The sequence below is a fragment of the Streptococcus sp. HMSC36C04 genome (assembly GCF_001839535.1).
GTDB classification, from domain to species: Bacteria; Bacillota; Bacilli; order Lactobacillales; family Streptococcaceae; genus Streptococcus; species Streptococcus hominis.
The window spans coordinates 1-25,780 of the sequence record NZ_KV841564.1 but is presented as its reverse complement, the minus strand read 5'-3'; the positions used below and the strand labels follow the sequence as shown (position 1 = coordinate 25,780).

Sequence of the window (25,780 nt, the reverse complement as noted above, 5' to 3'; positions counted from 1 at the left end):
CCCATATCTTAAGCAGAGCCTAGCCCAACAAACTTGCCAAAATATACAAAAGATAGATATGCACAGGATAAAAAATGTAGAAAAACAACTTCATACCACGCCCCTTTTCACCATTGTAAAAATACATTGGAACAATCGCAAAAACCATCATCCATTGTACAGACATTGGATCTGTCAGATGCACAAATAAAGAGACTAGTGCTAATATCACCATTTGTGCTATGCAGTGTCTGCGGAAAATATAAAAGAGAAGACCAGGGTAAACCATGATATACCCTCCTTCAACCACGAGAATGTTCGGAATAGCCATGATAAAAAAGGAAATAATCTGAACCATAAGAGATGGTACATTCTCACTCGTTAGATAACTCGATAAAAACAAGACCGGCAGAGCCAGAAGAATCGGCAAAAAAAAAGCCCTAGCCCTTTCCAAAATGGACGAACTTTCTTTTCCTTCACCCCTTCAACCATCAAATCCCAAGCACAGATAGATATGCCTGCTAGGAAAAAGGCGCCAAAAGCATTATTCGCCAGCCAAACTTTACCATTAGTGAAAAAGTGACTGACAATCATGTTCCCAATAATCATAAACCATGTCATAAAGAGCAACCGTTTCAAATAAGCTTTTCGATTATGCGTATAATAAAAACTATCAGCTGCCAGAAACATAAAAAGAGGAAAAACTACGCGTCCTAGCATTGTTAGCCATATCGGAGCACCAGAAGCACTAAACATTTCGTGGATATGATCTAAAAACATAAGACAAATAGCTAAAAATTTCAAGTTCGTTGCATTTGACACTTTCTTTAAAGATTGTAACATCATAAAATCTCTATTTCATTTTTTTCAACAAGCATTATCTTATCGAAAATTTCCCGTTCTTTCCATTACATAAACTTACATTTTCAGAAAGAAAAGTGACATTTTTGTAAGGCAAAAAAATAAAGTCAAGATAAGAAATCTCAACCTCATTAAATACAATGGTTTTTCATAAGATAGTGGATATTGAAAAAGATTATTCTTCCTTTCAACTTGTAGTTAAGCCTCATGAGCTAAATATCAAATTCATTACTCCAATAAGCAGACAAGAAGAGCTAAATTTTCTAATTTTTAAATGCTCCTGCAGACTTTTTCATTATAACATATTTTCATTTTTAGCTAGCTTCTTCATCCACTTAGGGATTTCTTTGCTGATTTCTGTTGGCAAGACTACATAGTTTTCTTTACTTAACTCCTCAGCAATGGCTGAATGCAGATAGACTGCGGCAGTTACACGTTCCAGTAAAGAACTACTATTGAACTGCCCTACAAAGCCTGCAATCATGCCTGCAAGAGTATCTCCCATGCCACCCGTTGCTTGATAAGGGCCGCCTATGTTCAGTTGGAAATAATCTGCATTTCCACTTTGGAAAATAATCGTTCCGTGCTTCTTTTGAACAACGATAGTTCCAACAGGAAAGGAATTAACAGCTTCTTGGCTTTTTTCAACCGTTTGCTCAGCTATCTTTAGTCCGCTCAACCGCTCCCACTCTTTTTGATGCGGGGTAAAAATCATCTGCGCTTTCGAAAATGGTAGAGTTTCTTGGCTAAAGAGGGAAATAGCCCCACCGTCCATGATGAAGACTTGATGTTCACTGACCAGTTCCACTATCAACCGCAAAGTGGCTTTTTCAAGTTTACTTTCAGCTAAACCTGGTCCAATCAATACTACATCTGCTTTTTGGACTTGCTCGGTCAATAGCTTTTTATCTTGTACATCAAAAGCCATTGCTTCTGGTAAATGAGCATGGAGAGCTGCGATATTTTCCCTATCCGTCGCAACCGTCACTAGACCAGCTCCGCTATGAACTGCCGCTAAAGCTGCCATGATAATCGCTCCACCAAAAGGATACGTCCCGCCAATCAACAACAAACGACCGTAATCTCCCTTGTGACTATTGAGCGCACGTGGCTGAATAATCTTTTTCAATAATGTATAGTCTACTACTTCCATGTTTGCTCCCTTCACCTATGCCAGTAGAGAAGTGACACCCTTGTTTACCTTTGTTTTACCATAAAAGAAATAGACGTGTCGCATTCTATTTCTTCAAACTCCGCTTGCACGCTCGATAAGTTTGCTCCATGAGCATGGTAATGGTCATCGGACCAACCCCTCTTGGTACAGGAGTGATGAGACTCGCGATTTCAGATACTTCATCAAATTTCACATCACCAATCAATTTACCATTTTCATCACGGTTCATGCCAACATCAATCACGACCGCGCCTTCTTTGATAAAATCTTTAGTCACAAAATGCCCGCGGCCGATAGCGACAACTAAAATATCAGCTTCTTTTGTAATCTCTGACAAGTGATGTGTCCGTGAATGCGTCAGAGTTACTGTTGCATTTTTAGCAAGTAAAAGCTGTGACATAGGCTTTCCGACAATGTTACTCCGTCCAATGACAACAGCACGTTTACCTTCTAATTCTACACCGTACTCATGAAACATTTCCATAATGCCAGCAGGTGTGGAGGGAATCATGACAGGATGACCACTCCAAAGGTGTCCCATATTCATTGGGTGAAAGCCATCCACATCTTTATCAGGGTCAATTGCTAACAGTACCGCCTCTTCATCAATATGCTTTGGCAGCGGCAATTGAACTAAAATCCCATGCCAATCTGGATCTTGATTGTACTTTTCAATCAAAATCAGCAGCTCTTCTTGGGTTGTTGTTTCTGGCAGACGCACCACTTCACTTCGCAGTCCTGCAGCCAAAGCTGACCGCTCTTTATTTCTCACATAGATTTGACTAGCTGGGTTATGGCCCACTAAAATCACTACAAGTCCAGGTACCAAGCCTGTTTGGTCTTTTAGTTTACGAACTTTCTCCGCTAATTGTGCTTGTAATTTTTCTGCCAAAGCTTTTCCGTCAATTATTTTTGCCATATAACTCTCATTTCTATTTTCTTCATTCTATTATAGCAGAAATTCATTCATTTGCCCTATAGACTTTTTTATAGAAAGTTATAGAGCGAAACCAACCTTGTCTTTCCCCCTTTTTCTACCATTTTATGAAAATTTACACAAAAAACAGAAAAAAAGGAGCCAAAAAACTTAAAATTACCTTAAACCTTAAAACTATTTTAAGGTAACTGCTTTAACATAGAACACGGTACCGATTTAGTTTAAAATATATAGAAGGGAAGAAAATTATGCAAATAGCCAAGCAGGCTTTGAATTACATCAGTAGAAAAAGAGTTAAAACTCTTCTTGTATTTCTGATACTTACTCTCATTTCAACTGCCTTAACTAGTAGCTTTTCTATTATGGGAACGACTAATAATATCGAAAAGAAAATCTATGACGCATCAAATACTGGCTTTACAATAACTAGCAAAACACTTGAACGACCACTTTCACTAAAAACAGCAGAAAAATTACTTGAGAATAAAGAAATTTCAAAATTCAACTTCAAATACGATGCTTTAGCAAGTTTGACAGATAAAACTGTTGTCAAGAAAAAACAAGGTGTCACAAGAGACAATCAAAACCCTGTCCTCAACAATCTGGTTGCTGCATTAGGAACAAGTGATTCTACTCTAGAAACAACCTTTGCAAGTGGTGTTTTCAAACTTGAACAAGGAAAGCCAATTCGTAAAGGCGATAAATCCAAGATTCTCATCCATGAAAAATTAGCTAAAAAGAATCATTTAAAGGTTGGAGATAAACTAAAACTAAAGGGAGCTTCCTTAAAGGATGAGGATGCTAAACAACTCCATGAAGTAGAGTTTGAAATTGCTGGTATCTTCTCTGGAAAAAAAGAAGAGAAACAAACAGGTTTAAGCTCAGATGCGACAGAAAATACTGTCTATATGGACTATGAATCGAGCCAATACTTACAGGACTACAAACCAGCTGATTATAAATTATCTGCAGCCGTTTATTTCGTATCAAATCCAAATCAAATTGATAAAGTCATCAATACAGTCAAAAAGTCAAAAATTGATTGGAAGCAAACTGATCTTGTTAAAAATTCTAAGGCTTTTGAAGCAGTTTCTTCTTCTGTTACCAGTTTCAAACAGATTATTAATGTTTTAACTTTCAGTATCATTATTGGAAGTATCATCGTTCTTTCCTTGATTCTCATGTTCTGGTTGAGAGAAAGGATTTATGAAATCGGAGTACTATTATCTCTCGGTATTTCAAAAGCGATGATTATCTCTCAATTCATACTGGAACTGGTTATCATATCAGTATTTAGTATGGCACTAGCTTCTATTAGTGGCTCTTATATTTCCACTATGGTATTCAAAGGGTTTATAAAAGGCGGTCAACAACAAGATAGCTCATCCGCTATTTTTGAAAATATCGTTCCGCACTTACATGCCTCTACTATTCTGATGACTTATGGAATACTGCTCATCATTATTTTACTTGCAGTAGTAGGTTCATCTTCTATTATCCTACATAAAAAACCAAAAGATATTTTAACCGATATAAGTTAAGGAGACAAAACATGACAATTTTAAAAATGGATTCAGTTAGTTACCAATACAATAGCCTACAAGAAAATGTATTGAATCAAATCACAGCTTCATTTGAAGAAGGAAAATTTTATGCTATTATAGGGAAATCTGGTGCAGGAAAATCAACCTTGCTTTCCCTTCTTGCAGGACTTGATACTCCTACAAAAGGAAAAATCCTCTTTGAAGATCAAGACATCGCTCAAAAAGGCTATAACTATCACAGACGGAAACAAATCTCCCTGGTTTTCCAAAATTATAATTTAATCGATTACTTAACTCCGATGGAGAATGTTCGACTCGTAAATTCTCAAGCAAATAAAGATAGCTTACTACAACTTGGACTCAACGAAAAAGAAATCCATCGTAACGTATTACGATTATCAGGCGGTCAGCAGCAACGGGTTGCTATTGCACGCGCTCTTGCATCTACAGCACCAATTATCTTAGCAGATGAACCAACTGGGAACTTAGATGAAGGTACTGCCATGGACATCATTGAAGTCCTAATTAAATCAGCTAAACAAAAAAATAAATGTGTGATTGTGGTGACACACAGCAAAGAGTTAGCTAATAAAGCAGACGTCGTCTTAGAGTTAAGCAATAAGAACTTAGTCGAAGTCACTAAGAATTATAAATAAGACCTCCAAGGAGAAGAAATTATATGTTAACGATAAAGAACGCTCTTGCCTATGTATGGCGCAAAAAAATAAAAACACTGATTATCTTTTTAATCCTGTTAGCCATCTCTACTTTAACACTTGGCAGTATTGCTGTTAAAAATGCAACAGACGCCGCTTCAAAAGAGACTTTCAAAAATATCACTAGCAGTTTCTCAATGCAGATTAACCGCGAAGTGAACCAAGGTACCCCTCGCGGAGCAGGAAATCTTAAAGGCGAAGATATCGAAGCTGTGGAAAAAGTTAAAGGTATCTCTGGCTACATCAAACGAATGAATGTTGTCGCTGACTTAATTGATCACCAATTGGTTGAATCTGGAGAAACCGACTTTGAAAGCGAAGATAGAAAACAAAAATTCGGCCGTGCCATTATGGCAACAGGTATCAACGATTCATCTAAAGATGATAAATTTACCGCAGAAACCTTCAAACTAGTTGAAGGTAGACATATCAACAAAAATGACAAAAATGTTGCTTTAATTCATAAAGATTTTGCAGAAAAGAACAAACTTAAAGTCGGCGATACGATTAATATAAAATCGAATACTTATGACTATGATAACATTCGCAAAGCTAATAAAACTACTAAAGTGACAGTTATCGGAATTTTTGACGGGAAAAATAAAGGAGGCGTTTCTAGTCCTCAAGAATTGTATGAAAATACCTTTATCACAGACTTAGAAACGACTAAAACTTTACAAGGTTCAACAGATAAAAACGCTATTTATCAAGATGCTACTTTCTTTGTAAACGGTAGCCAAGATATTGATAAAGTTATGGCGAAAGTAAAAGAAATATCATCTATTGATTGGGAAGCCTACACCCTTGTTAAGAGCACAAGCAACTTCCCAGCACTTCAATCTTCTATTAACGGTATTTACGGCGTTACTGGAAACCTCTTAATCGGAACTCTAATCTTTGGAGCGATTGTTCTTACGCTAGTCTTGTTCTTATGGATCAATGGTCGTAGAAAAGAAATGGGAATCATGCTTTCAATGGGAATTAGCAAAACAAAGATTTTCTTCCAATTTATCATAGAAGTTCTCTTTGTAAGTATATTTAGCTTCATTGGTGCTTACTTTGCAGGTAGTGCTGTCAGCAAGGTGATGGGAAATAGCATTTTAAAACAAGTTACCAGTGGTATTGCTGAAAAACTAGCTCGAGAAGGTAAGAGCGCCAATCTTGGAGGCGGGGCTGAAGTGGATGGCTTTAACAAGACCCTCACTAGCCTCAATGTACATGTATCTCCTGATGATATGACCAAGGTGGTCATCTTTGGACTTGCCATTATCATTGTTTCCGTCCTCATTGCTTCAATCACGCTCCTTAGTAAGCAACCAAAAGACTTGCTAATGGGAGATAACAGCAAATAAGAGATCAATGAGTTCAGACAAAATCGGTCCGTCAGCTAAGTTGACGGACCGATTTATTTTATAGACAGCTGGACTGACTATCGGATGAAATGACGTGAGGTTCTCTTTGTCGACTTGGTCGATAAAATGAACCGCTTTGGATTGGTTGGCTCTGTCGACCCAGTCGAAAAGATAAATAACTTTTAGTTTACCACGTCGACCCGGCGGACGAGATGAACTACTTTTGGTTTGCTCCATCAACCCGGCAGACAGGATGAAACTGTTTTGATTGGCTCCGTCAGCTCGGCGGATGAGATGAAACTATATTGATTTAATTTACCCAATCACTCAGGTATATTATTTATGTCTCATTTTTTCTTTGATTTCACATTGGCAGTCGCAATTGCCACAACTTCCTTTTCCCTTAATGATATGGTGCATAGCTGCACCTGCTAGAAATAAAATAATAACAAATACAATAATCGTTGACATAGTTTCTCCTATACTGTTTGATGTGTCAGACTATCTAAAGTGATAACTTCTATTTTTTCTTTCCGTGGTTTTCTAAAGATGAAATAGAGACCAACTGCTACAACGAATAAAGCAAAAATAGTCCCAAAAGATATTCCTTTTCCATATAGCAACGCTTGACCAAACTGATAAATCACAAGACTAACATTATAAGCCAATAGCGTTTGGAAAGATATGGCAATCCACGTCCACTTTGCATTGCCCATTTCCCGATGAATCGCACCAATCGCTGCAAAACAAGGAGCACAGAGCAGATTAAAGACAAGGAATGAGTAAGCGGAAAGTGCCGTATAATGCTGTTGAAGATTGGTCCACAACTCTTTGGTAGTCTCTGTCGCGTCTGTCACTTTATACAAGATTCCAAAAGTCGAAATCACCGTCTCTTTAGCTAATAAGCCGGTAATAGCCGCAACCGTTGCTCGCCAATTTCCAAAGCCAAGAGGGCTAAAGATCCAAGCTAGCCCCTTTCCTAATGCCGCTAAGATACTATCTTCCGTCTCAACCGCCTGCAAGCCAAAGTTATAGGAACTAGCAAACCAAATGAAAATATTGGTCACAAAAATAATCGTTCCAGCACGCTTAATGAAGCTCAAAGCCTTCTGCCCTGCATAGCGCAAAACCGTTTTGACTTGTGGCAGGTGGTAACTCGGCAACTCCATGATAAAGGGCGCTACTGCTCCACCGAGACTCGTTGTCTTTTTCAGAGCAATTCCCGATAAAACAATGGCTCCCATTCCGACAAAATAAGCACTTGGTGCAATCCAAGGATTGCTGGGGAAGAAAGCTCCCGCAATCAAGGAAATAATCGGCAACTTGGCAGAACAAGGCATAAAGGTTGTTGTCATAATGGTAATTCTACGGTCACGTTCATTTTCAATGGTTCTACTCGCCATGACACCAGGAACGCCACACCCCGTCGAAATCAACATGGGGATAAAGGATTTTCCAGACAATCCAAACCGTCTAAATAGACGATCCATGACGAAAGCAATCCGGCTCATATAGCCGATGTCTTCCAAGATGCCCAAGCAGACAAACAAGACAAAAATCTGAGGCACAAAGCCTAGCACAGCTCCGCAGCCTGCGATAATCCCATCAATGATTAAAGATTGAAGCCAGTCAGCTACAGCTAATTGCTCTAGCAATGATTTAACACCATTTGGAATCCATTCTCCAAAGAGAACATCGTTTGTCCAATCCGTTCCCATCGTTCCAATCGTTTGAATAGAGAGGAAATACACCAACCACATAACAAGCGCAAAAATCGGCAAGGCTAAATAACGATTGGTCACAATACGGTCAATCTTATCCGACAAACTTAATTTAGTAACATCGGCTTGCAGCGCCATTTTGACTGCCGATTCAATAAACTCATAGCGCGCATTAACAACAATACTCTCTGCGTCTTCTGTGTAGATTTCTTCCGTAATCCGAATCGCATCTTCAATCTCTGTTTTTTGAAAATCAGACAATGCCAGCTGTTCAGATAATTCTTTATCACGTTCAAAAAGCTTAATGGCATAAAAACGAGCTTGTTTTTGAGGTACTGCATTCCCCAAAATACGGATAATTTCTGACAAAGCCGCTTCAAAATGATTGTCGTAAGCTGGATAAACTTCCTCCTCTGCCTGGTTCATCACTCGCATGGCCTGCTGCATGACTTGGTCAATCCCTGTCTTTTTCAAAGCACTAGTCGCTACGACCGGCACACCCAGTTGGTAACTTAATTTTTCTGTATCAATCCATTTTCCTTGTTTTTCAACGACATCGCTCATATTTAAAGCCAGCACAACCGGAATCCCCGTCTCAATCAATTGCAAACTCAAATACAGATTTCGTTCCAAATTGGTTGCGTCAACTACATCCAAGATCCCGTCTGCATTACCGCTTAAAAGATAATTTCTACTGACCATTTCCTCTGATGTATAAGGAGACAAGGAGTAAATTCCCGGTAGGTCTTGGATAATGATTTCTTTATTTTTGCGAAATAACCCACTTTTCTTTTCAACCGTTACCCCAGGCCAATTTCCCACATGCTGGCTACTACCGGTTAGAATGTTAAATAAACTAGTCTTTCCACTATTCGGATTTCCCGCAAGCGCTAATTCTTTCATCCTTTTGCTTCCTTTTCACCTTTCACAACACTAACCAGACTCGCTTCTGACTTTCTCAATGTCAAATCGTAGCCTCTCAACTTAATTTCTAGTGGATCACCTAATGGTGCAACCTTCTGCAACTGAACTTTTGTATTTTTCGTCAATCCCATGTCCATCAGCCTCCGTTTTAAAGCACCCTCTGCATGAATTGCTTCTATATACGCCACATCTCCAACAGCTAACTCAGATAAAGGAAGAGCTGAGCGATTGCTATCTTTCAGAACAACGTCCAACTTTTCCAAAATAGATTTGTCCAAAGCAATCCTAGCAGCTCGAACTAAGAGAATGGCTGTATCATTTGTTTTTGAAATGATTTGAATAAAACTGCCTATCTTAATCCCTAAATCTGCTAAATGACGGACGCTCGCTTCCTCCAGATCGATTCCGACAATTTCATATTCTGTTAATAATGTTATCCGAGATAAATCCATACTATCTCCTTTTCTGTTTGTCAAGAAATATGCTTACTATCACCATTAGTATACCACTTTTTTCTAAGAATTTCTGACAATTCTAAGGTAGATAGGCAAAAATTATTGCAAAATAAATACCCCTAAGCAGGTGCCTAGAGGATATCTTATTAGAGACTAGCAAATTAATACAACAATTCATAAATTTCCATAGCAATCAAATCAATGCTATCAAAAGTATAGGTTTCACGCGCTGCAACATCGCGAAGAGTGAATACTGAGCCATTTTCTTCATCATAGCTATAAGCTACTTCTGCTACAACAACCCCGTCACGTTCAAAATTACGTTTCAAATTGCCGCCATCTTTTGTCATAGCATCTAAACGATTGATAATTCTTACTAAATGTGATTCCATTTTCCTTCTCCTATTCATTTATACGTTACTATTTTACCACAAATGAAAGATGAAATACCAGTAAAAGCCCTGTTTTTGATAAATTTAACACAAAATGAAACGCTTCAGTACAAAAATCTGTCTTTTAACACTTTATTCTTGCAATGTTTTAGAATACTGATATAATAAGACTAAGAAGTTTGACTATTATTGACCAATTGGTATCAGTCAAACAAATTTTAAAAGAAAGAGGTAGCACATGCTTTGTCAAAACTGTAAAATAAATGAATCAACCATTCACCTTTACACGAATGTGAATGGAAAACAACACCAAGTTGACCTCTGTCAAAATTGTTATCAAATCATGAAAACAGATCCAAATAATGCCTTATTTCGTGGCATGACCAATATGAACAATCAAAATAATTTAGACCCTTTTGATGATTTCTTTAGCAATCTAGGGAATTTTCAAAATCATCAAGAACCGCAGACCCCTCCTACTCAATCTGGAGGTAGTTACGGCAATGGAGGTTACGGTTCCAATCAAGGTGGGGGTGCACGCCAGCAAACTCCGCAACAGCCTAAAGGCCTCCTAGAAGAATTTGGTATCAATGTAACCGAATTTGCTCGGCGCGGTGAAATTGACCCTGTCATCGGTCGTGATGAGGAAATCGTCCGCGTCATTGAAATTCTCAACCGTCGGACGAAGAACAACCCTGTCCTCATAGGAGAGCCCGGTGTCGGTAAAACAGCTGTTGTAGAAGGCTTGGCCCAGAAGATTGTGGACGGTGATGTTCCACACAAACTCCAAGGAAAAGAAGTCATCCGTTTAGATGTAGTCAGCCTAGTGCAAGGAACTGGTATCCGTGGTCAATTTGAAGAACGAATGCAAAAACTCATGGAAGAAATCCGTTCTCGTCAGGATGTGATTTTATTCATTGATGAAATCCATGAAATCGTTGGAGCTGGTGCAGCTGGAGATGGCAATATGGATGCTGGCAACATCTTAAAACCCGCTCTTGCTCGCGGTGAGCTTCAATTAGTTGGTGCCACAACTCTCAATGAGTATCGCATTATCGAAAAAGATGCAGCACTGGAACGCCGGATGCAGCCAGTAAAAGTGGATGAACCAACGGTTGAAGAAACCATTACTATTTTAAAAGGCATTCAAAAAAAATACGAAGACTATCATCACGTTAAATATACAGATGATGCCATTGAAGCGGCAGCTGTCTTATCCAATCGTTATATCCAAGATCGTTTCTTGCCAGATAAGGCTATTGACTTGCTAGACGAAGCAGGTTCTAAAATGAATCTGACACTTAATTTTGTTGATCCCAAAGTTATTGATCAACGCTTGGTAGAAGCTGAAAATCTCAAGGCACAAGCTACTCGTGATGAAGATTTTGAAAAAGCTGCCTATTTCCGTGACCAAATTGCCAAATACAAAGAAATGCAGCAAAATAAAATGGCAGACCAAGATACACCTATTATCAGTGAAAAAACCATTGAGCATATCATTGAGCAAAAAACAAATATCCCAGTTGGTGATCTAAAAGAAAAGGAACAATCGCAACTGATTAGTCTAGCTGATGATTTGAAAGCTCATGTCATCGGTCAAGATGATGCCGTTGATAAAATTGCCAAAGCCATTCGCCGTAATCGTGTCGGGCTTGGCTCTCCTAATCGACCAATTGGTTCCTTCCTCTTTGTCGGACCAACCGGTGTCGGTAAAACAGAACTTTCTAAACAATTAGCGATTGAGCTCTTTGGTTCAGCTGACAGCATGATTCGCTTTGATATGAGTGAATATATGGAAAAACACAGCGTAGCCAAACTCGTTGGAGCACCTCCAGGCTATGTTGGCTACGAAGAAGCCGGACAATTGACAGAGCGCGTACGCCGCAATCCTTACTCTCTCATTTTACTTGACGAAGTAGAAAAAGCGCACCCAGATGTCATGCACATGTTCCTGCAAGTTCTTGACGACGGACGTCTGACAGACGGACAAGGGCGCACAGTTAGCTTTAAAGATACGATTATCATTATGACTTCAAACGCTGGTACTGGCAAAGTCGAAGCAAATGTTGGCTTTGGAGCAGCGCGTGAAGGACGGACTAACTCTGTTCTCGGTGAATTAGGCAACTTCTTCAGTCCAGAATTTATGAACCGCTTTGACGGTATTATCGAATTCAAGTCCCTTGATAAGGAAAATCTCCTAAAAATCGTAGACTTGATGCTTGAAGATGTCAATGAACGGCTTGCAACAAATGACATTCACCTCGACGTGACAGACAAAGTCAAAGAAAAATTAGTTAATTTGGGTTACGATCCGAAAATGGGAGCTCGTCCGCTCCGTCGGACAATCCAAGATCACATCGAAGACGCCATTACTGATTACTACCTTGAACACCCAAGTGAAAAAGAACTCAAGGCTGTCATGACAAGCAACGGTAAAATTGTCATCAAATCAACTAAAAAAGCTGAAAATGAAGCCAACAAAGAAATCCAAACACCAGCAGCAGATGACAATGCTAATTAAACATGAAATTCACTCCTTAGAAGTCTAGGGAGTGACTTTTTAGTTACTGAACACTGTATCTCAAAATTGTCTTTAGTCTCTCTGGAGCGGTGCGATTTTTATTGTTCAAATAAATTTCACGATGATATGCTGTACAGCGTTTTAACCCATTTTCTTGACAGAAAGCATCCATTTTCGCGAAGGTCTGTGGCTCATCGTCAAATGGTCCTACATGAAGCATTGCAACGCTGCTTCCTTCGCTTATTCGTTCAAAGCGAATCTCATTATAAAACGGATTTGGTTTTTTCACTTTTACTTTTACGAGAGCTGTTTCAACTATTTCATTTGTAATAAACTCTGGCTGGGCAATCATAATCGTATAAACTAAGTCGTCTTTTACCAAAGTCTTCTCTGATTCTGTTTGCTGCCAAATCCCTTCCAAAGGGTAAACGGTAAAATCAGTAAATTCCTGATGATGAGCAGTTTTTTTATACTCCATTTTAATCGCATAAGCGAGGGAATAAAGAGCAGAAACCCTTTCTGAAAAGTCAGCTTTATTTGGATTTCCTTGACCATTTAACATGATAAATGACTGCACAGGGTGTTCAATGACCACAGAATTTTTTGGAACTTGATAAAGTTTTTTATCTAATTTTCTCCATTCATATTTCATTTGTTTGCTCCTTTCATTTTTCTATCATGAGTATAACAAAAGAAACTTGTCGCTTGATGTCAACTTTTATATAAAAGTAAAATTTATTTGAAGATTTTTCTTCTGTTTTCCCATATTTTTTATAATAGATATTCTGTTTTTTCAAAATAATCAGAAAATTTCAATTTTTCTATTGTTTTTTTGGAATAAGATGTTATAATATACAACAAGAAAAATAAAAAAGGAGTTACGTTATGTTGATGATAGCTATTATTATCATTATTTATAGTATTTTATCAAGGCGTAGCTACCGTTTTAAAATGGGATAATCATCTCCGTTTTTACATGACTCCGCCTTATTCTCATTTGGGATAGGGCGGATTTTATTTTTCAAAAATAAAGGAGTTTTTTATGACAAAAGAAAACACAACCGTATCACTTACCCCTAAATCATTTTTGCATAAAGTTCTAAACGGAACCGCAATTGGTGTTATCGTAGCCTTGCTGCCTAACTGTATCTTTGCCATTATTTTCTCTTTAGACTTTTTCAAAAATAATGCTTTCTTTGCAACTTGGAATGTGGCTAACGTTCTTTTCCAAGTCACTTTATCAGCCGTAATTGGAACGCTGGTTGCCTTGGAATTTAATTTCAAAGGAATGAAAGCTGCGCTTCTAGCAGCCATTGCTTTTGTTAGTTCTGGTACTTCTAGCAAACTAGCTGGAGCAACGGAGTTATTAGGATATCTCCAAAAGCAAAAAGCCCCTGCTGAAATTACCGCAACTGCAAACAAAATGGTTACTGGATTCTACACGACTGGTACAGGGGACATTATCAATGTCATGCTAATTTGTGCCCTCAGCGTCCTCGTATTGCTCTGGCTAGAAGGAAAATTTGAATCCTTTAATTTTGTTCTTCTTCCAATCGTTGGATCGCTTCTTGCGACTGTGGGGCTATTCACACTTCCTTATGTCAAAATGATTTCTAGCTTAATCGGGCAAGGAATCATCTACTTTACGGATCTTCAGCCTTACCTAATGAGTGTTCTCATCTGTGTTACTTTTGCTATCTTAATCGTGGCTCCAATCTCAACTGTTGCAATCGGTCTTGCCATTGGACTAAATGGACTAGCTGCTGGTGCTTCTGCTATGGGAGTCGGAACAACTTGTATCGTACTTGTTGTTCATTCATTCTTTGTCAATAAACCTGGTGTAACTGCTGCTGTCGCCCTTGGTTCAATGAAAATGATGATGACCAATGTCTTTGAACATCCAATCTCTTATGTTCCTATCGTTGCAACTTCTGCTGTAACTGGGCTGTTGGTTCCACTATTCACTATTACTGGGACTCCTGCATCAGCAGGTTTTGGACTCGTTGGTCTGACAGGACTCTTCGCTTCTGTTACAGGCGGACTTTCCATGGAACTGGCAATTCTAGCTTGGCTTGTCATCCCAACAGTCGTTGCCATTCTTTTCCGTCTTCTCTTTGAAAAAATGCTCAATTTATACACAGCAGATATTTTCAAATTTGAACCTTAAAATGCTTGAAAGCCTTGACAGCGCTTGATTTCTGCATTATGATATTAGTAGCATATAAGAAAGAGTGGAAATGATATGACAGTCGCAACTTTTGGAGAAAAGCAAGAAGGCGTGCAATATGTGAATCGCTATGGCGTTTATGCAGTTATTCCAGATGAAAAGCAAGAAAAGATAATTTTAGTGCAAGCTCCCAACGGCGCGTGGTTCTTGCCCGGAGGCGAGATTGAGCAAGACGAAGATTACTTGACTGCCTTAAAACGTGAACTGATTGAAGAGCTTGGTTTTACCGCTCAAATCGGTCAATATTACGGACAAGCAGATGAATATTTTTATTCTCGCCACCGCGATACCTATTTTTATAACCCTGCTTACATTTATGAAGTAAGCCAATATAAGCAATCGCATGCACCTTTAGAAGATTTTAATCAGCTCGCCTGGTTTCCAATCGAAGAAGCTATTTCCAAATTAAAACGTGGCAGTCATAAATGGGGAATTGAAATGTGGAAAAAGAATCATAAAGTATGAGAAATTGTTCACATTTTTTATGAAAAAGTGCTATAATAGGAATAGAATATAGGAGGAAGTCAGATGAAGCTTATTAACACGACAAACAGCCATGCACGCCTTGTACAAAGTCAATTAGAAAGTACAGATGCTACACTAGTTGAGACTTTTTCCGCTGGAAATACAGACGTCGTCTTTACGCAAGCACCTTTTCATTATGAAATTCTGATTTCAAATAAACACCGCGCTATCCGTGAACAAGAAGTTGAAAAAATTCGAGAATTTTTTCTGAAACGAAAAATTGATACAAAATCGATTGACGCTTCTCGAATTAAGACACTCTATTCAACGAACCTCATTGAAATATCCATCCCAACTAAATAAGCCCGTCAAGGCTTATTTTTTTGTTTAAAAAAGAGTGAATTCGCAACTAAGTGCTCAATCCACTCCCGTTTTATTTCTGTCTGACATAGTTCATCATGTCGTATGGTAATGTATTGGCGGTTTCTTTGAGAGAATAATTTTCTAAATTATTGACATTTTGACGGAGAAATTTTGCATAACTAGCTGAAATCAGCTTTTCGTGTTCGTATTCAAAAATAATCTTCCGCTCCAAATAATAACCTCGCAGCATTTCCTTGATATTATTCGGTTTGATACGCGTGATAACCCGCTCAATAAAAGCACCGCTTTCAATAATTGCTGTCTCACGGATACGCGAATCTTGCAAGAAATTGATAAGCGCAGTATTATAAACGCCCTTCAGATTTTCTAAACTGCCGATAATCACTTCTGTATTGGCTAGATACAGTTCGGCAATCTCTTCTCTTTCAGCCTTACTAGGCTTTGCTCTATCTTGATTGAGCCAATTACGGAAAGTAGAGCCAAACGTAACAATCTCATGTAGCAATAAGCGAGTCATTCTGAAAAAGCTAATCAAAAAATAAGTGAAGCGCGAAGCAAGATTGCGGTTGATTCTTTGCTCCATATTCCATAAATAACGTTGGTAAATGGAATAGGCACGGTTACTCATTTTTCTTTCTTCGTAGGCTTGTTCCAAACCGTCACTTTCAATACTCAGCATCAGCAATTGTAAATCTGTCAAATCTTTTTGAACAGATTTGCCTTCCTGCTCCAGAATAAGATGCTCGATTCGTCCATGATAATTATCAATAGCCGCATAAAGCGGAGCTTTGACTTTGGTATGCTTCAAATCTTCTTCTAATTCTTGGACAACGTCATTTAAAATAGCAATATGCATGAGGTAGTCTGATGATTCTTCCTTATTTTCTGATAAACGAGGCAACACTACCAGTCCTGTCAAAAAACTAAGCAATGTAACTCCAGCCACCAAGAAAAGCAAAAGAGGATATTCCTGCTCTAAAGCTGTTGGAATCAAGAGAATGGTTGCAATGGATACGGTTCCTTTTACGCCTGAAAAAGTTAACAGAGCAATATCTCTCCAATATTTCGACATTTTCTTTTTCAAACATAGGCTTCTCCAGAAATAAAAGCCATAAATCATGACAAAACGAATGACAAATAGCACAATCGTCAGCAAAAGAATCGTCAGAAGGAGCCAGAGATTATCATAAACTGGGCTTTTCAAAATGGGTTCAGCTATCGTTTCCAACTCAATTCCTAAAATGACAAAGACCGATCCATTCAGCATAAATGTGACAGTTTGCCAAATCGTATCTGTCACGGTATCAACTTGAGCCTCTAATAAAGTAATCCTTTTAAAACGACTAGCCTTAAAAATCCCTGCCACGACAACTGCAATAATCCCTGATACATGGAGTTCTTCGGCTAAAAAGAATGTCAGCAACGGTAAACTTAATTCTAACAACAACTCTCCTGCTGTGTCTGAGGCTCGCACCGTATACAGCAGCTTTTGCAACTGACGATTTAAAAAAGCAGTTAGACCACCCACAATAAAACCGCCAATGATTGAAAGGATAAGTGAGGTGCTGGCTTCCTGAGCTGAAAATTTCCCTGTTGTCCAAGCCGTCAGGGCAAATTGAAAGGCAACCAACCCGCTCGCATCATTTAGCAAGCCCTCCCCTTTCAAAATATTTTCTACACGTTTTGGAAAGGTAAAGCGCTCAGATAAGGACGCAAAAGCCACTAAATCAGTCGGACCCAAGGCGGCTCCAACCGCGATACACGCTGCAAGAGGAAGGGACACCCATAGCCAATGTGACAAAAAGCCAAGACTCAGAGTTGATAGAAAAATAACTGGAAAAATCAGATAAACAACAATCTTCCAGTGCTTAAGAATACTGGTAATATCGCTTTCTTCTGCTTCTCGAAACAGTAGCGGCCCAATGATTAAAGCTAGAAACAGCTCCGTCTCTAAATGAAACGTTCCAACTGGAATGAAAAAGCCCAAGCCAATCCCTAATAGAATTTGTATGAGTGGCGTCGGCAAGCTTGGAAATAGCTTGTTGGTGGCATTTGAAACAATCAGAACAGATAAAAAGATAATAATATAAAGGAGTAAATCCACATTTTCCTCCTTTATTTTTGTTTACAGCATTTTTCAAAAAGCATCTTCTGCTCGGAGATTTTTTGCTCAATTTTCGATAAATCACGATGTTCAATCATTTTTTGACAGCGCTCCATTTCAAGATTGACTAATTTTTTCTTAATCCGAAGCATTTTTTTGCTCATCTGCACATCATTTACTTGCTTTGCTAAGATTTCTCCATTGGTTGAATCTAGATATTGACTACGCAAGCAGTTCAATTTTTCATGTAGATATTGCTTATCCATTTTTCTCTCCACTTAAGTCATTTTTAATTTCTCAATCATCACTAAAAAGGGGGGCTGATTGATTTGGTTGATTGTTTTATAAAGGGCGACAGTAAATTCCTGCTGCGGCAATTGACTGACAAAGTCTAAAACTGCATCTCGCTCCACATCACCACCTTCATGCCCATAATAAATCATGATTGCAATCCGACCGCTAGTTACTAAACGCTGACATAATTTTTCTAAGGCCTGTATCGTTGTATGTGGTTGCGTAATCACTGTTTTATCTGCCGACGGAAGATAGCCTAGATTAAAAATAGCTGCTTTAATGCTTTCAACATATTGATCCACATTTTCGTGACCTGTCAAAAACAGTTCAACATTGTCCAATTTAGCTTCTGCCAAGCGCTTGGTGGTTTGCTCAATGGCTTGCTCTTGAATATCAAAAGCATACACTTTTTTAGCTAATCGTGCCAAGAAAAGCGTGTCGTGACCATTCCCCATAGTGGCATCTACGACTATATCTTCTTTGGTTATGACTTCTAATAAAAAGGCATGTGCCATTTGTAATGGTCTTAACATATAAATCGCTGCTCCTTTGCCTTACATCCTTGAACACTGCCACGACGGTTCATTTCTTGCTCAATCGCATTTAGCACTTCCCATTTATTGAGACTCCACATAGGGCCAATTAACATATCTCGTGGCGCATCCCCTGTAATTCGATGAATGACGATATGTTTAGGGATTATTTCTAATTGATCACAGACAATAGAAACATACTCATCTTGGCTAAGCAGCTGCAAGCGTCCTTCATGATAATCTCGTTGCATGCGTGTGTTGGTCATTAAATGCAAAAGATGCAATTTAATCCCTTGAATGTCATTGTCTGTCACACAGCGGCGAACATTTTCTATCATCATTTCATGAGTTTCACCAGGCAAGCCATTGATTAAGTGGGAGACAATCTCGATTTTTGGAAATTTCCGCAGACGTTGAACCGTTTCAACATATAATTCATAGGAATGTGCGCGGTTAATCAATTGCGAAGTGGCTTCATAAGTCGTCTGCAAGCCCAGCTCTACCGTCACATGCATGCGTTCAGACAATTCTGCTAAATAGTCAATCGTTTCATCAGGTAGACAGTCTGGCCTAGTTCCGATATTGATACCGACAACCCCTGGCTCATTGATAGCTTGCTCATATCGCTCACGAATGACCTCCACCTTATCATGGGTATTGGTAAAATTTTGAAAATAAACTAGATATTTCTTGACTTCAGGCCATTTGCGGTGCATGAAATCAATTTCCTTGTAAAATTGTTCACGAATCGGTGCTTCAGGAGCTACAATGGCATCACCAGAACCTGACACCGTACAAAAAGTACAGCCACCATGAGCAACCGTTCCATCTCGATTGGGACAATCAAATCCCGCATCAATCGGAACTTTAAAAGTCTTCTCTCCAAATAGTTTTCGATAATAAGCATTTAACGAATTATATGGTTTCATAACTTCCATTGTACCACAAAATAAAACAGAACTCGCGCTCGGAGTTCCATTTACACTTTATTCATGTCAATTGGCTTCCATTGGTGCTTTTTCAAATCCACACAGCCATTCGTTTTAAAAGTCACTCCTTCAGCCCAAAGAAGATGTCGCTGATCTTCCCATGCTGGTGCTAAGCGTCCTGCTGCATTAACCACACGGTGGCAAGGAAATTTTCCATAAAGTTCTGCTTGAGACAGCACGCGCCCCACTAAACGAGCATTTCTTTCTCGCCCTATCAAATGCGCAATTTGTCCATAGGTAGCCACTTTTCCTACAGGAATCTGCTCAACTATTGACAAAATTTGAAGAATCAGACGTTTATCTAAAACTTTTACCACCCTGCCTCCTCTAAACTGTCTGCTAATAATCTATTTTTGCTTTCCTGCAAAACGCCATTGGAAGCGCACCTTATCATAGTATGGAAATTCAATATATAAAATCCCCACTCCTAATAAAAGGCTTCCTAAAACATCTGTTGGATAATGAACTCCTAGATAAACACGTGACATTACAATGAGAAGAATCATCGCAATCAATAAACCTTGCAATAAACGTTTTGTCTGTACGGTTTGCACTCGTTGGCTAACAATAATCAACAAAGTACCAAAGATTAAAGTCGAAGCCAAGGCATGTCCGCTTGGAAAAGAAAAACCACTTTCTACCACTAAATGTTGAAGTACAGGACGTGGACGTTGATAAACACCCTTTAATAACTTGATCAACAATCCTGTTAACACCAGATTGCCTCCCAACAGCAAAGCCTCACTCCACCATTTTTTATAAAGGAAAATCCCAAGTAAAAGAGCAACCCAAGTTACAATAACGGGTATGTTGATTAGACTTGTCACATTAGAAAAGAAAAATGTCAAAGAATCTGGTAAATCCCCACGTAAAATTGTCTGAATTGGCCGATCAAAGCCTTTTAAATAATTAGAATGAAACTTGACAACATATCCTAAAATCACAAAAAGTAAAAGGGCAAAAGAGCCCTTGGTTAAAAAAGTTTGTTTATTTTTCATATTTGATTAAAATCGGTTTTAAAAGCAAATGAATGAGCCAGAAGGCAACTGCAAAAACCACACCTTCTAATAGATTAAATGGAATGACCATTGCAAATAGATAGTTTGCCACGCCCAGAATCTTTGAAATATCAAAATTAGCAAATGTTGCATAGAGTGGAATAGCATAGGCATAGTTGAGAATCAGCATTGCCAAGGTCAATCCGAGCGTTCCCACCACAGAAGCGATTAGAAAACGAACGGTTGTCTGCTCTTTTTTCCAAATCAAGGCAAAAGCAATTACGAAAACAGCAACCGCAATGATATTCATCGGCAAGCCAATATAAGTATTGACGCCTTGATTGTTCAGCAGCAGTTTGAGTGCTGAACGAACCAATAAAATACTCAAAGCACCACCTAAATCCAGCACCACTAATCCCAGTAGGATTGGTAAAATACTGAAATCCAGCTTTAAAAAGCTAGCCCCCGGTAAAATCGGGAAATCAAAGAACATCAGCAAAAATGAAATTGCTGAAAGAATGGCAACAACAGCCATTTTGCGTGTATGTGTCATAACAGGTTCCTCCAATTTATAAAAATTAGAGAAGTTGGAAGGCTTGCTGAAGAATGGTTTCTCCAAATCAACGGAACCTTTGAAATAGTATAAGAAAATCTCCTTAAATAAAATTTAAAAGCTGTAATTTTAGACCTTCTTCATTGCCTTTCGTCTTCTCCCATCCAGACTGTACTGTCGGTTGTGGAATTACACCACATCAGCTTACGCTCGCGGACTTAAAGCAGCTATCCAGTTGGCAAAGATTTTGTTTTTAAATGAAGTGGCGTTTCAAGGGTACACAAAGAAACTACAACGCTATATAAAAACAAAAGATTGTCAACGGCTACAAATTACCGCCGGTCGGGAATTTCACCCTGCCCTGAAGACCCTTTAATCATAACAAAAAAAGCCTGCTAGAGCAAGCATTTTATCCGATGTCGTCCATTCTTTTAAGAAATCCTATTTTAATTTGTCATGTGCATAGTGATGTACTAGATCTAATCCTGTAAAATCTTGCTGGCGCAGGGCTTCATACACCATCATACAAACTGTATTTGACAAATTCAGACTTCTGACATGCTCATCGTTCATCGGAATCCGCAGGGCTTTTTCAGAATGAGCACGCATAAAATCTTCTGGCAATCCCTTATCCTCACGCCCAAACATGAAATAGTGATTTCCAGCAGTTGCAAAATTTTCTTCCGCATAAACCTTCTCCGCAAACTTAGAAATCAAATACAATTGTCCGTCCATTTTACTCATGAATTCTTCTAAATTGTCATAATAAGTAATGTCCAGCTTATCCCAATAATCCAAGCCAGCTCGTTTCATCTTACGGTCATCAATCGGAAATCCCATTGGTAAAATGATATGAAGAGGAGAATTGGTCGCCGCACAAGTCCGTGCGATATTTCCTGTATTTTGAGGAATTTGTGGTTCAAAAAGAACAATGTGATTTTGAAATGTTTTCATATCTTATAGCCTTCTCATCTATCTTAGTGAACTGTGATTGCTACCAAGCAAAAAAATAGCCACACTGCCCGGAGTCAAGCTCAGCAGACAGCGTGGTTTAAGGCTCATTAACTTACATCACAACAGGTTTGAGGTAAATCAATGAGGGTACTTTCTTAGTATATCACTTTCTTAGCACATGTCAACAAAAAAAGCTTTATTTTTTTATATTTTCTAGATTTATATGACGAATTTTCAAGTTTTATCTTTTTATTTTCAATTACTAGACTCTTCTGAATAAAATATCTCTTTTTCTTTCTTCAAAACGATGAAATTTTTGCAAAAAAAGGGTATGATAGAGGGGGGTACTTGGGAGGTATAACATGAAAATTATTGTCGTTGGTGGCGGTAAAGTAGGCTCTGCACTTTGTCGTTCACTTGTGGCTGAAAAACACGATGTGATTCTCATTGAGCAAAACGAAGCCGTACTGAATCGCATCACCAAGCGTTATGATATTATGGGCATTGTTGGTAACGGTGCCAATTTTAAAATTTTAGAGCAAGCTGATGTAGAGCATTGCGATATTTTCATTGCCATGACAGAGCACGACGAAGTCAATATGGTATCAGCTGTGTTGGCAAAAAGAATGGGAGCAAAAGAAACGATTGTCCGAGTGCGCAATCCAGAGTATTCTAATTCTTATTTTAAAGAAAAAAATATCCTTGGTTTCTCTCTCATAGTCAATCCTGAATTACTAGCAGCACGCTATATTGCAAATATCATTGAGTTTCCAAATGCGCTCTCTGTTGAGCGATTTGCCAATGGACGCGTCAGCTTAATGGAATTTAAAGTTAAGCAAAATAGTGACCTCTGTCAGATGACCATGTCTCAATTTCGCAAAAAATTTGGCAATGTCTTGATTTGTGCCATTAACCGCAATGGACAATTGCTCATTCCAGACGGTGAAATTACCATTTTACAGAATGATATTATCTATGTCACCGGAAATCGGGTAGAAGTCATTCTTTTCCATAATTTCGTGCGACCCAAAGTCATTAAAAGTTTAATGCTCATTGGTGCAGGAAAAATCGCCTACTATCTACTTAATATTTTAAAAAATAGCAAAATCAAACTAAAAGTGATTGAAATCAATCCAAAGCATGCTGAATGGTTTAGTCAAGAATTTCCACATTTACATATCGTTCAAGGTGACGGTACTGCAAAAGATATTCTTCTGGAAGAAAGTGCGCAGCACTATGACGCTGTTGCCACTTTGACTGGTGTCGATGAGGAAAATATCATTTCATCTATGTTCCTTGAAAGCATGGGTGTGCAAAAAAATATCACGAAAGTCAATCGGACTAGCTTGCTTGAAATCATTGATAGTCAGGAATTTTCAAGCATTGTAACACCAAAGAGAATTGCTGTTGACACGATTATGCACTTTGTCCGCGGACGTATGAATGCTCAATATTCTGATTTACAGGCCATGCACCACCTTGCCAATGGACAACTTGAAACTCTGCAATTTCAAATAAAGGAAGAAAATAAAATGACTGGAAGACCACTTTCCAGCCTCAAACTAAAAAAAGGTGTCTTGATTGCTGCCATTATCCGAAATGGAAAACCTATTTTCCCAATGGGGGAAGACCACATTCAAATCGGTGACCAAATCATCGTCACAACTCTGATCCAAAATATCACACAAATATATGATTTGTTAGAGAGGTAAGCCATGAATAGAAGTATGATTCGTTTCCTCCTCTCAAAATTGTTAATCATTGAAGCAGGGTTACTGCTAATTCCACTCATTGTAGCGTTTATCTATCATGAACCCAATCAAAACCTGCTCTCAATTTGCACCACAATTGGTATTCTCTTAGCAGTCGGATTTTTAGGTATCTCTTTTAAACCTAAAAATCATCACATTTATGCCAAGGAAGGGGTCCTGATTGTCGCCTTATGCTGGATACTTTGGTCCTTTTTTGGAGCTCTTCCTTTTGTTTTTTCGGGACAAATTCCTCATCTCATTGATGCTTTCTTCGAGATCAGTTCAGGCTTTACAACAACTGGAGCTTCAATCTTACCAGATGTTTCTGTTTTGTCGCATTCCCTCCTCTTTTGGCGCAGTTTTACCCACTTAATCGGAGGTATGGGAGTACTTGTCTTTGCTCTGGCTATTATGGAAAATAATAAAAATAGCCATTTGGAAGTGATGCGAGCAGAAGTTCCTGGTCCTGTTTTTGGGAAAGTTGTCTCTAAATTAAAGGACACTGCACAAATTCTCTATTTGCTGTATTTAGCACTTTTTGCTATTTTTGTAGTGATTTATTATCTGGCAGGAATGCCTTTATTTGATAGTTTTATCATTGCCATGGGAACAGCGGGAACAGGAGGCTTTAGTGTTTACAATGATGGAATTGCGCATTATCACAGCTTATTGATTACTTATTTAGTGAGCTTTGGTGTGCTCATCTTCGGTGTGAATTTTAATCTGTATTATTTCCTACTACTACGAAAATTCAAAGCCCTTTTTGGTGACGAAGAATTACGAACCTATCTCATTATTGTAGCATCCGCAACCATTTTTATCTGCCTTAATGTCTTTCATATCTACCAAAACCTCTCTCAAACTTTGGAGATTTCATTTTTTCAAGTCTCTAATATTATTACCACAACTGGATTTGGTTTAGGGGACATCTCAGCTTGGCCACTATTTTCTCAATTCATTCTCCTCATTCTCATGTGCATAGGAGGGTCCGCTGGTTCAACCGCCGGCGGTTTAAAAGTGGTTCGTTGCTTAATCTTAGTCCGCATTGCTAAAAATCAAGTATTGTCCACCCTCTCACCAAAGCGGGTATTGACTCTGCACGTCAATCATAGTGTCATTGACAAAGACACCCAGCATAAAATTTTAAAATATCTTGTTCTGTATACGATGATTATCATCTTTCTCATTTTTATCGTCAGTTTAGACAATAATAACTTGATGACAGTCGTCAGTGCTGTTCTTAGCTGTTTCAACAACATTGGACCAATGTTAGGAACAACTGATAGCTTTGCAATCTTTGGTCCTATTTCCAAACTCTTACTCTCTCTTGCCATGATTGCAGGGCGTTTAGAAATTTACCCAATGATCCTGCTCTTTATGCCACAGACATGGTCAAAACGATAGCATATCACCTGAAACTCACTGGTCATAGAACTAACATCTCAGACTGTAGACAAATCACCATTTTGGTAGGTTTGTCTTTTATTTTTTAGTGGAAATGCTTCTTTGCTAATTTTTTATTTTCTTTTATCAGCTAAGTCATAAATAAAATCCGTAAGAAACCTGAATTTCCTACGGATTTCGTTTGTATATTCTTTTATAAATACAAGATTTTGTAAGTTAACAGTCTCACAATGTTAAAATTCAAGAGCAAATATTTTGACAGGGTTAAATTCTGGGTGATAAAATAGTTCAAAATAAAAACGTTTTCAAATAAGAAATAATTTTATTCTGTAGCTTCACCAGCTCTGTTTATTAAACTACAAATGATTAAGGAGTACAGAACAATGCCTTTAGAAGTAATTACTAAAGAAGTATTTAAACAACATTATCAAAAGGCGAGAAGAAAATCCTTTATCCAATCCTTAGAAATGTCTATTCTATTGAAAAAAGAGGGTATAATGTTGAGTTCATTGGCTTCTTTACTAACAATCAATTACAAGTATCAGCAT

The 25,780-nt window shown here is 38.4% G+C and carries 26 protein-coding genes and 1 riboswitch; of the genes, 9 read left to right on the top strand and 17 right to left on the bottom strand.

Annotation, left to right across the window (positions count from 1 at the left end; translation table 11 throughout):
• Positions 1-19 precede the first annotated feature (19 nt).
• From HMPREF3249_RS09575 to HMPREF3249_RS00470, 4 genes are all read right to left on the bottom strand, one after another.
• Entirely contained in the window at positions 20-382 is a 363-nt protein-coding gene (locus tag HMPREF3249_RS09575) for a TraX family protein (protein ID WP_231466435.1), read from the bottom strand.
• On the bottom strand, positions 361-825 hold the full coding sequence (locus tag HMPREF3249_RS09570) for a TraX family protein (protein ID WP_239985414.1): 465 nt from the start codon (positions 823-825) through the stop codon (positions 361-363). Before HMPREF3249_RS09570 ends, HMPREF3249_RS09575 begins: the two co-directional genes overlap by 22 nt.
• A gap of 310 nt (positions 826-1,135) precedes the next feature.
• Positions 1,136-1,993, bottom strand: coding sequence for an NAD(P)H-hydrate dehydratase (locus HMPREF3249_RS00475; RefSeq protein WP_059220980.1), 858 nt, complete (start codon positions 1,991-1,993; stop codon positions 1,136-1,138).
• Between the two features lie 85 nt (positions 1,994-2,078).
• Positions 2,079-2,933 carry a bifunctional methylenetetrahydrofolate dehydrogenase/methenyltetrahydrofolate cyclohydrolase gene (locus HMPREF3249_RS00470; RefSeq protein WP_059220982.1) on the bottom strand — a complete coding sequence of 285 codons (855 nt, stop codon included), beginning with the start codon at positions 2,931-2,933 and terminating at the stop codon, positions 2,079-2,081.
• Positions 2,934-3,199: 266 nt separating this feature from the next.
• On the opposite strand from HMPREF3249_RS00470, the gene HMPREF3249_RS00465 reads away from it, so the two are divergent.
• From HMPREF3249_RS00465 to HMPREF3249_RS00455, 3 genes are read left to right on the top strand one after another with little or no spacing between them, the layout of a single operon-like run.
• Positions 3,200-4,492, top strand: coding sequence for an ABC transporter permease (locus HMPREF3249_RS00465; protein ID WP_059220984.1), 1,293 nt, complete (start codon positions 3,200-3,202; stop codon positions 4,490-4,492).
• A gap of 11 nt (positions 4,493-4,503) precedes the next feature.
• Positions 4,504-5,151 carry an ABC transporter ATP-binding protein gene (locus HMPREF3249_RS00460; RefSeq protein ID WP_059220986.1) on the top strand — a complete coding sequence of 216 codons (648 nt, stop codon included), beginning with the start codon at positions 4,504-4,506 and terminating at the stop codon, positions 5,149-5,151.
• Between the two features lie 23 nt (positions 5,152-5,174).
• Entirely contained in the window at positions 5,175-6,563 is a 1,389-nt protein-coding gene (locus HMPREF3249_RS00455) for an ABC transporter permease (protein WP_059220988.1), read from the top strand.
• A gap of 336 nt (positions 6,564-6,899) precedes the next feature.
• On the opposite strand, the gene HMPREF3249_RS09125 is transcribed toward HMPREF3249_RS00455, so the two are convergent.
• From HMPREF3249_RS09125 to HMPREF3249_RS00435, 4 genes are all read right to left on the bottom strand, one after another.
• A complete protein-coding gene (locus HMPREF3249_RS09125) occupies positions 6,900-7,034 on the bottom strand; it encodes a FeoB-associated Cys-rich membrane protein (protein ID WP_003030194.1) in 135 nt (44 codons plus the stop codon).
• Between the two features lie 8 nt (positions 7,035-7,042).
• Positions 7,043-9,187 carry a ferrous iron transport protein B gene (gene feoB, locus HMPREF3249_RS00445; protein WP_003030196.1) on the bottom strand — a complete coding sequence of 715 codons (2,145 nt, stop codon included), beginning with the start codon at positions 9,185-9,187 and terminating at the stop codon, positions 7,043-7,045.
• Complete coding sequence (locus tag HMPREF3249_RS00440) at positions 9,184-9,660, bottom strand: FeoA family protein (protein WP_003030197.1); 477 nt, start codon at positions 9,658-9,660, stop codon at positions 9,184-9,186. Before HMPREF3249_RS00440 ends, feoB begins: the two co-directional genes overlap by 4 nt.
• Before the next feature lie 164 nt (positions 9,661-9,824).
• On the bottom strand, positions 9,825-10,055 hold the full coding sequence (locus HMPREF3249_RS00435) for a DUF1797 family protein (RefSeq protein ID WP_003023686.1): 231 nt from the start codon (positions 10,053-10,055) through the stop codon (positions 9,825-9,827).
• A 238-nt stretch (positions 10,056-10,293) separates the two neighbouring features.
• On the opposite strand from HMPREF3249_RS00435, the gene HMPREF3249_RS00430 reads away from it, so the two are divergent.
• On the top strand, positions 10,294-12,576 hold the full coding sequence (locus tag HMPREF3249_RS00430; RefSeq protein WP_037582766.1) for an ATP-dependent Clp protease ATP-binding subunit: 2,283 nt from the start codon (positions 10,294-10,296) through the stop codon (positions 12,574-12,576).
• A gap of 43 nt (positions 12,577-12,619) precedes the next feature.
• Here the strand turns inward: HMPREF3249_RS00430 and HMPREF3249_RS00425 are convergent, their stop codons facing one another.
• Positions 12,620-13,228 (bottom strand): GyrI-like domain-containing protein, encoded by a 609-nt coding sequence (locus HMPREF3249_RS00425; RefSeq protein WP_003030207.1) that lies wholly within the window; start codon positions 13,226-13,228, stop codon positions 12,620-12,622.
• 390 nt (positions 13,229-13,618) lie between these two features.
• Between HMPREF3249_RS00425 and HMPREF3249_RS00420 the strand changes: the two genes are divergently transcribed.
• From HMPREF3249_RS00420 to HMPREF3249_RS00410, 3 genes are all read left to right on the top strand, one after another.
• Positions 13,619-14,743: a PTS sugar transporter subunit IIC gene (locus HMPREF3249_RS00420; protein WP_059220991.1), complete on the top strand. Its 1,125-nt coding sequence runs from the start codon at positions 13,619-13,621 to the stop codon at positions 14,741-14,743.
• A gap of 75 nt (positions 14,744-14,818) precedes the next feature.
• Positions 14,819-15,268 carry an NUDIX hydrolase gene (locus HMPREF3249_RS00415; protein ID WP_059220993.1) on the top strand — a complete coding sequence of 150 codons (450 nt, stop codon included), beginning with the start codon at positions 14,819-14,821 and terminating at the stop codon, positions 15,266-15,268.
• A gap of 63 nt (positions 15,269-15,331) precedes the next feature.
• Positions 15,332-15,631, top strand: coding sequence for a DUF1827 family protein (locus HMPREF3249_RS00410; protein ID WP_003023675.1), 300 nt, complete (start codon positions 15,332-15,334; stop codon positions 15,629-15,631).
• A 70-nt stretch (positions 15,632-15,701) separates the two neighbouring features.
• On the opposite strand, the gene HMPREF3249_RS00405 is transcribed toward HMPREF3249_RS00410, so the two are convergent.
• From HMPREF3249_RS00405 to HMPREF3249_RS00370, 8 genes are all read right to left on the bottom strand, one after another.
• Positions 15,702-17,756: a cation:proton antiporter gene (locus tag HMPREF3249_RS00405; RefSeq protein ID WP_003030218.1), complete on the bottom strand. Its 2,055-nt coding sequence runs from the start codon at positions 17,754-17,756 to the stop codon at positions 15,702-15,704.
• An 11-nt stretch (positions 17,757-17,767) separates the two neighbouring features.
• Complete coding sequence (locus tag HMPREF3249_RS00400; protein WP_003041513.1) at positions 17,768-18,022, bottom strand: hypothetical protein; 255 nt, start codon at positions 18,020-18,022, stop codon at positions 17,768-17,770.
• A gap of 12 nt (positions 18,023-18,034) precedes the next feature.
• Positions 18,035-18,583: a tRNA 5-(aminomethyl)-2-thiouridylate-methyltransferase MnmM gene (locus HMPREF3249_RS00395; RefSeq protein WP_003030220.1), complete on the bottom strand. Its 549-nt coding sequence runs from the start codon at positions 18,581-18,583 to the stop codon at positions 18,035-18,037.
• Entirely contained in the window at positions 18,577-19,521 is a 945-nt protein-coding gene (locus HMPREF3249_RS00390; protein WP_003030221.1) for a tRNA modification radical SAM protein MnmL/YtqA, read from the bottom strand. The genes HMPREF3249_RS00395 and HMPREF3249_RS00390 overlap by 7 nt, the downstream gene beginning before the upstream one ends.
• Positions 19,522-19,562: 41 nt before the next feature.
• Positions 19,563-19,889 carry an MGMT family protein gene (locus HMPREF3249_RS00385; RefSeq protein WP_059220997.1) on the bottom strand — a complete coding sequence of 109 codons (327 nt, stop codon included), beginning with the start codon at positions 19,887-19,889 and terminating at the stop codon, positions 19,563-19,565.
• A 30-nt stretch (positions 19,890-19,919) separates the two neighbouring features.
• Entirely contained in the window at positions 19,920-20,570 is a 651-nt protein-coding gene (locus HMPREF3249_RS00380; RefSeq protein ID WP_059220998.1) for a phosphatase PAP2 family protein, read from the bottom strand.
• A complete protein-coding gene (locus tag HMPREF3249_RS00375) occupies positions 20,560-21,123 on the bottom strand; it encodes an ECF transporter S component (RefSeq protein ID WP_059221000.1) in 564 nt (187 codons plus the stop codon). The genes HMPREF3249_RS00380 and HMPREF3249_RS00375 overlap by 11 nt, the downstream gene beginning before the upstream one ends.
• Positions 21,124-21,271: 148 nt before the next feature.
• Positions 21,272-21,496: riboswitch (FMN riboswitch) on the bottom strand.
• A gap of 68 nt (positions 21,497-21,564) precedes the next feature.
• Positions 21,565-22,077, bottom strand: a complete 513-nt coding sequence (locus tag HMPREF3249_RS00370; protein ID WP_059221002.1) for a tRNA (cytidine(34)-2'-O)-methyltransferase — start codon at positions 22,075-22,077, stop codon at positions 21,565-21,567.
• Positions 22,078-22,439: 362 nt separating this feature from the next.
• On the opposite strand from HMPREF3249_RS00370, the gene trkA reads away from it, so the two are divergent.
• On the top strand, positions 22,440-23,789 hold the full coding sequence (gene trkA / locus HMPREF3249_RS00365) for a Trk system potassium transporter TrkA (protein WP_003041567.1): 1,350 nt from the start codon (positions 22,440-22,442) through the stop codon (positions 23,787-23,789).
• Positions 23,790-23,792: 3 nt separating this feature from the next.
• Positions 23,793-25,232, top strand: a complete 1,440-nt coding sequence (locus tag HMPREF3249_RS00360; RefSeq protein ID WP_059221003.1) for a TrkH family potassium uptake protein — start codon at positions 23,793-23,795, stop codon at positions 25,230-25,232.
• Positions 25,233-25,780: the final 548 nt, after the last annotated feature.

Excerpts from the sequence above, each read along its gene's own strand:
- HMPREF3249_RS09570 (WP_239985414.1), bottom strand. The coding sequence starts at position 825 with ATGATGTTACAATCTTTAAAGAAAGTGTCAAATGCAACGAACTTGAAA.
- HMPREF3249_RS00475 (WP_059220980.1), bottom strand. The coding sequence starts at position 1,993 with ATGGAAGTAGTAGACTATACATTATTGAAAAAGATTATTCAGCCACGT.
- HMPREF3249_RS00470 (WP_059220982.1), bottom strand. The coding sequence starts at position 2,933 with ATGGCAAAAATAATTGACGGAAAAGCTTTGGCAGAAAAATTACAAGCA.
- HMPREF3249_RS00465 (WP_059220984.1), top strand. The coding sequence starts at position 3,200 with ATGCAAATAGCCAAGCAGGCTTTGAATTACATCAGTAGAAAAAGAGTT.
- HMPREF3249_RS00460 (WP_059220986.1), top strand. The coding sequence starts at position 4,504 with ATGACAATTTTAAAAATGGATTCAGTTAGTTACCAATACAATAGCCTA.
- HMPREF3249_RS00455 (WP_059220988.1), top strand. The coding sequence starts at position 5,175 with ATGTTAACGATAAAGAACGCTCTTGCCTATGTATGGCGCAAAAAAATA.
- HMPREF3249_RS09125 (WP_003030194.1), bottom strand. The coding sequence starts at position 7,034 with ATGTCAACGATTATTGTATTTGTTATTATTTTATTTCTAGCAGGTGCA.
- feoB (WP_003030196.1), bottom strand. The coding sequence starts at position 9,187 with ATGAAAGAATTAGCGCTTGCGGGAAATCCGAATAGTGGAAAGACTAGT.
- HMPREF3249_RS00440 (WP_003030197.1), bottom strand. The coding sequence starts at position 9,660 with ATGGATTTATCTCGGATAACATTATTAACAGAATATGAAATTGTCGGA.
- HMPREF3249_RS00435 (WP_003023686.1), bottom strand. The coding sequence starts at position 10,055 with ATGGAATCACATTTAGTAAGAATTATCAATCGTTTAGATGCTATGACA.
- HMPREF3249_RS00430 (WP_037582766.1), top strand. The coding sequence starts at position 10,294 with ATGCTTTGTCAAAACTGTAAAATAAATGAATCAACCATTCACCTTTAC.
- HMPREF3249_RS00425 (WP_003030207.1), bottom strand. The coding sequence starts at position 13,228 with ATGAAATATGAATGGAGAAAATTAGATAAAAAACTTTATCAAGTTCCA.
- HMPREF3249_RS00420 (WP_059220991.1), top strand. The coding sequence starts at position 13,619 with ATGACAAAAGAAAACACAACCGTATCACTTACCCCTAAATCATTTTTG.
- HMPREF3249_RS00415 (WP_059220993.1), top strand. The coding sequence starts at position 14,819 with ATGACAGTCGCAACTTTTGGAGAAAAGCAAGAAGGCGTGCAATATGTG.
- HMPREF3249_RS00410 (WP_003023675.1), top strand. The coding sequence starts at position 15,332 with ATGAAGCTTATTAACACGACAAACAGCCATGCACGCCTTGTACAAAGT.
- HMPREF3249_RS00400 (WP_003041513.1), bottom strand. The coding sequence starts at position 18,022 with ATGGATAAGCAATATCTACATGAAAAATTGAACTGCTTGCGTAGTCAA.
- HMPREF3249_RS00395 (WP_003030220.1), bottom strand. The coding sequence starts at position 18,583 with ATGTTAAGACCATTACAAATGGCACATGCCTTTTTATTAGAAGTCATA.
- HMPREF3249_RS00390 (WP_003030221.1), bottom strand. The coding sequence starts at position 19,521 with ATGGAAGTTATGAAACCATATAATTCGTTAAATGCTTATTATCGAAAA.
- HMPREF3249_RS00380 (WP_059220998.1), bottom strand. The coding sequence starts at position 20,570 with ATGAAAAATAAACAAACTTTTTTAACCAAGGGCTCTTTTGCCCTTTTA.
- HMPREF3249_RS00375 (WP_059221000.1), bottom strand. The coding sequence starts at position 21,123 with ATGACACATACACGCAAAATGGCTGTTGTTGCCATTCTTTCAGCAATT.
- HMPREF3249_RS00370 (WP_059221002.1), bottom strand. The coding sequence starts at position 22,077 with ATGAAAACATTTCAAAATCACATTGTTCTTTTTGAACCACAAATTCCT.
- trkA (WP_003041567.1), top strand. The coding sequence starts at position 22,440 with ATGAAAATTATTGTCGTTGGTGGCGGTAAAGTAGGCTCTGCACTTTGT.
- HMPREF3249_RS00360 (WP_059221003.1), top strand. The coding sequence starts at position 23,793 with ATGAATAGAAGTATGATTCGTTTCCTCCTCTCAAAATTGTTAATCATT.